This window comes from Clostridium sp. AM22-11AC (assembly GCF_003473545.1).
Lineage (GTDB): Bacteria > Bacillota > Clostridia > Lachnospirales > Lachnospiraceae > Enterocloster.
Genome location: NZ_QUCM01000050.1, coordinates 1 through 3,126 on the forward strand (window position 1 = coordinate 1; position 3,126 = coordinate 3,126).

General features: G+C 43.2%; 3 protein-coding genes. 2 read left to right on the forward strand and 1 reads right to left on the reverse strand.

Annotation, left to right across the window (positions count from 1 at the left end):
* Positions 1–219 precede the first annotated feature (219 nt).
* Positions 220–1,590, reverse strand: coding sequence for an MATE family efflux transporter (locus tag DW251_RS17715; protein WP_118301901.1), 1,371 nt, complete (start codon positions 1,588–1,590; stop codon positions 220–222).
* A gap of 387 nt (positions 1,591–1,977) precedes the next feature.
* Between DW251_RS17715 and DW251_RS17720 the strand changes: the two genes are divergently transcribed.
* Entirely contained in the window at positions 1,978–2,295 is a 318-nt protein-coding gene (locus DW251_RS17720) for a helix-turn-helix transcriptional regulator (RefSeq protein ID WP_021869728.1), read from the forward strand.
* Between the two features lie 33 nt (positions 2,296–2,328).
* Positions 2,329–2,844: a hypothetical protein gene (locus DW251_RS17725; protein ID WP_118301902.1), complete on the forward strand. Its 516-nt coding sequence runs from the start codon at positions 2,329–2,331 to the stop codon at positions 2,842–2,844.
* Positions 2,845–3,126 lie beyond the last annotated feature (282 nt).

The window sequence follows — 3,126 nt, forward strand, 5'->3', positions numbered from 1 at the left end:
CCCAATGATCAAAAGACAACAATATTACGCTTCCCTGAAGGAAGCAGCATAGGGTTCAAAAGCCTTGAGGAAAATGTGTCAACTAATATTGACAATATCAAAGAAACTCTTCCAGTTTGTCTGTTTGGTAAATAAAAGGAAGGAAAGAAACAATAAAAGAGCAGGCATGAAATAGGAGCAATATCAATTTCAGACCTGCTTTTGACTTTATAGATTCATTTATTCAAGCATTTCCTGTGCTTTCAACAGGTTCCGCAGGCAATAGTAAAAGGCCGGAATCAGAAAGGCGTCTGCCATAAGCCACGCAAGAGGAGAAGCGAAGCATATGATAATGTAGCCGAAGATGGGAACCAGTGCAAATCCAACCAAAGCCCGGGCGATCATCTCGCAGACACCGGCGAGAATGGCAAGAAGACTGTAGCCCATTCCCTGAATGGTAAAACGCCATACATTGACGATGGTAAGCGGAATATAAAACAGAGAATTAAAGGTTAAAAACTGGTGAGCCTGATGAATTACAACTGTCTCCGAAGCATCTACAAAGAGCAGTGGGATCACACCGCCGAATAGGGTCAGGACAATGCAGGCCAGAACCGAGTAGATGCTTCCAATGAAGGTTGCAGAACGAACTCCCTGGCGGATACGGTCAGTTTTCCCGGCACCGGCATTCTGTCCGGCATAGGTTGCCATCGTGCCTCCCAGTGCATCAAAGGGGCAGCAGAAGAACATACCGATTTTCTGACCGGCAGTAACCGAGGCAACCGCAATGGAACCGAGAGAGTTGATGGCGGTCTGGATCACCACCGAACCGATGGCAGTGATGGAGTATTGAAGTCCCATGGGAATACCCATCATGCAGAGACGATAGAGGTGGTAGGTACTGATTCGTGTTTCCTCCCGATGCATTTTTAAAATATCAAATTTCTTCTTCATATAGATCAGGCAGAGAATGCCGGAAACAGCCTGTGCGATCACCGTAGCATAAGCAGCACCGGCTGTTCCGGTTCCTATCTGTACGATGAAAAACAGATCCAGTACGATATTTAAGAGACTGGATAAAATCAGAAAATAAACAGGTGTCCTGGAGTCTCCCAGTGCACGGATGATACCGGCTAAGGTATTGTACAGATACGTGGCCGGAATACCGGCAAACACAAAGAAGATATAGCTGTAGGCACCGTCGATGATATTGTCCGGTGTCTGCATCCAGACAAGGATCTGACGGGTCATCAGACAGACGATTACGGTCATAACCACAGCGAAAAAAGATGCCAGCCATCCGGCATTGGCAACGAAACGCCGCATGTCCTTATAATCCTGGGCGCCGAACCGCTGAGCAACCGGAATAGAGAATCCGGTGCATACACCGATTACAAAGCCATTGATCATAAAGTTGATAGCGGCTGTGGAGCCAACGGAAGCCAGGGCATCCACGCCCAGAAACTTTCCTACAATAATGGTATCAACCATGCTGTAAAATTGCTGAAACAAAAGCCCCATCAGCATGGGAATGGCGAATCCAAGAATCAATTTAGCAGGGCTTCCAGTTGTCATATCTTTAATGGTAGATTGTTTTGCAGATTGGCTCATAAAGCAGTCTCCCTTCTTTTACAAATCAAACAAGTATAGCTGAATCCGAAATCACATGGAATTGATCAAAAAATCTCAAACATAAATTTTATAAGAAAGATGGAAAATTGGCAATTCATAAAAGTCACGAAAAATTGGAACGATAAAAGAAAAAATTTGGAATAAGAAGCATTGGAAAAATCTTCTGATTTCAACCGAATTGTAGCTACAGGAATATGACTAATGCTTTATTTTTATGAATGTTCCTCACTTTATCGCTAACTAAATGACTTTGATGACTGAATTGTAACCAATTTTGTTATGATTGGTACTAGTGAGTCAGTCTTTTCTATGTTACAATATATACGTTATCAAGAAACACGGTCCTGAATCATGGAGGCACAAACTATGGAACCAATGTATTTGTCGATCCAACCGGAAAAGACTGGAGAACGCATAAAAAAGCTGCTTTTGGAACAGGGATATACGATTCGGGAGATCCAGGGAGCTTTCGGATTTGAGAATCCGCAGGCTATTTATAAATGGCTGTCCGGCAAATCGTTACCCAGCATAGACAATTTTGTTATTTTAAGTAGATTATTACATACTACGATTGAAGATATCCTCGTCATTGACGGGGATATTCCTCATTTATGGGGAATTTTAAACCGATGGTTGAATGACATCTGCCACCGAATGATTTACAATCGGATCAGAAGTAAATGACGGAAGATGAGGATAGAGAGGAAGGCGAAAATCATGCAGAAAATTACATCGGCTTATGCAAATAAGATGCTGAGAAGCCTTGAGGAAGACAAAGCATTCTGGGTAAACAAGGAAGCATCATCCAGTACTTACGTCGCTGCTGTCAATGAGGAGCCGGTCATTCCGGAATACAATTACATGACAGTTGCGCATACAATTGATGAGATAGACAGGAAGATCATCATTATCAAACACGCATTGAACCTGACCAATGCCACAGCAAAGGTGCAGGTAGGTGAACAGGAGATGAGCATTGACAGTATTCTGGTTCGAATGGCTCAGCTCAATAAGAGAAAGGCTGTTCTTGACGATATGCGTAAGAGACTGCCAAAAACGCGTGTGTATGGCAGTGCATTTAGCTCATCTGGTTCAGCGCCTGAGTATAAGTATATCAACTACGATCCGGAACTGATCCGGCAGGAATATGACCGTATTTCCAATATGATCATGGACATGCAGATCGCACTGGATCGCTATAACCAGACGGTGTTGTTTGAGGTAGATATCTGATCACTCATTCCGTGCAGGACATATTTCTAACAATACTTACTGGCGGTTACGGTTCATAGTTATCGTTTATCGGTTATTTGTTATGGGGTTATGTGTTCAGGTTCATGGAAACGACTTTTGGAAAGCATATAATGCAGATTTTCAAAATGTCCTGTAAAAACCTGTGAGAGATCACGGTGCCAAGGTACGGTTTTCAGGCACGATGGCTGTGGGAGCAATTCCGCAGCCATTTTTTACTTTATAGGAAAGACCGCCGCCGGCGCTCTTTTGAATTAAAAATGC